The organism is Nostocoides vanveenii, from assembly GCF_039531165.1.
Classification (GTDB): domain Bacteria; phylum Actinomycetota; class Actinomycetes; order Actinomycetales; family Dermatophilaceae; genus Nostocoides_A; species Nostocoides_A vanveenii.
The window spans coordinates 1-1,911 of sequence record NZ_BAAAPN010000012.1 but is presented as its reverse complement, the minus strand read 5'-3'; the positions used below and the strand labels follow the sequence as shown (position 1 = coordinate 1,911).

General features: G+C 64.6%; 1 protein-coding gene. It reads right to left on the bottom strand.

The genetic code is table 11. From position 1 onward, the window contains the following. Nucleotides 1-137: 137 nt before the first annotated feature. Nucleotides 138-1,523, bottom strand: a complete 1,386-nt coding sequence (locus tag ABD209_RS02260; RefSeq protein WP_344061508.1) for an IS256 family transposase — start codon at nucleotides 1,521-1,523, stop codon at nucleotides 138-140. Between the last annotated feature and the right edge of the window lie 388 nt (nucleotides 1,524-1,911).

Below are 1,911 nucleotides of genomic sequence, written 5' to 3'. Positions count from 1 at the left end.
TACTACGCGAGGGCCGGACGGATCAGTCCATCGGCAACCCAGCAGGGCACCAGTCAGATCAAGGGTCACGACCCTCGCGCAGCCATACCAGCATGTAAGTCCGATGAACGGTGTAACTGGCATTGGGGGTTTGTTCCTTACAGGTTCTCCGCTGCGGGCATCCGGGTCTCGAATGTGACGGCGAAGGCGTTCAGGGCCGGCTTCCACCTGGTGACCCATCGTGCCTGGCCGAGGCCTTTGGGGTCTAGTGAGCGGGTGACCAGGTAGAGGGTTTTCATCGCGGCCTGTTCGGTCGGGAAGTGGCCCTTGGCGTTGACCGCGCGCCGGTAGCGCGCGTTCTGAGACTCGATCGCGTTCGTGGAGAACAAGACTCGCCGGATCTCGACGTCATAGTCCAGGAACGGGATGAACGTCGACCACGCGTTCCGCCACAGGGTGGCGATCGCCGGGTACGGCTTGGCCCACTTCTCTTCGAACTCTTCGAACGCCGCCCACGCCGCGTCCGCGTTCGGTGCGGTGTAGATCCGTTTCATGTCGACCGCGAGCTGTTGCCAGTACTTCTTCTGGGGGTACCTCCCGCTTGCGAGGGAGGCGAACTTGAACGTGCCGCGGATCAGGTGGATCACGCACGTTTGGACCGTGGTGTCCGGGAAAACCGTTGCGACAGAGTCCGGTAGCCCCTTCAGCCCGTCACAGACCAGGAAGAAGACATCCCGCACGCCGCGGTTCTTCAGCTCGGTCAACACCGCCAGCCAGTACTTCGCGCTCTCGCCGGAGCCGTGGGTGCCGGCCCACAACCCCAACACGTCCCGCCGCCCGTTTAGGTCGACCCCGATCGCGACATAGAACGGCCGGTTGGCGACCTGGCCATCGCGGACCAAGACCGAAGATGGCATCGATGAAGATCGCGGCGTAGACGGCCTGCAACGGCCGCGAGGCCCACGCCTGCATCTCCCCCGCACGCGGGGGCGCCCCCACTCGATCACCTTGTCGGTGATCCGGGAGATCGTGTCCTTGGAGATGCTCACGCCGTACACCGCCCCCGCAAGCGGGAGGTACCCCCAGGCGAAGTGCGCGCTGATTTCCCCGGTCGTCAGGCCGCGGGCGAACAACGACAAGACGACCGCGTCCACGTCGTTCAGGCGGCGCTGCCGCTTCTTGACGATGACCGGCTCGAACGTGCCGTCCCGGTCTCGCGGGACCTCGATCACCACCTCCCCGGCCGCGGGGGTGGTCACCGTCTTGGCGCGGGTTCCGTTGCGGGAGTTGGCATTATTCCTTCCCTCGGCTGCGTGTTTGTCGTAGCCGAGGTGCTCGGTCATCTCCTCCTCGAGAGCGATCTCAAGGACGTCCTTGGTTAGTACCTTCAACAGCCCGTCCGGGCCGGTCAGGTCCTCACCACGGGCGCGGGCGGCCTTGACCAGCTCCCGCACCGCAGCCCGTTCGGTCTCCGAACGGGAGACCCTCCTGGTCTTCTTCGCTTCCTTCGGCATCGAGCTCACGCTCGGCAGTGTCTCGGTCATCACTGACCTTCCTCGCCAACCTCGTTGGCGTGTCGAGCCAGTTACACCGTTTATCGGACTTACATGCTGGTATGGCTGCGCGAGGGTCGTGACCCTTGATCTGACTGGTGCCCTGCTGGGTTGCCGATGGACTGATCCGTCCGGCCCTCGCGTAGTAGCGGCACCGGCCGGTCGGGCATGACCTCATACGAGCCTGACCCCAGCGCACGGGATCTGGTGTAAGTCCTGTCTGACCGGCCCCGGCCGGTGCCGACCCATCGGCACCGGCCGGGCCGGTCAGACAGGACTTAGAGGTTGCACGGATAGGTGCGGATGTTGCGTTTGGGGTGCGTGTTGCTGAAGGGGTGCAGGCACGGACGCGAGTAGGAGAGGAGGTGTCAAAGCCAAT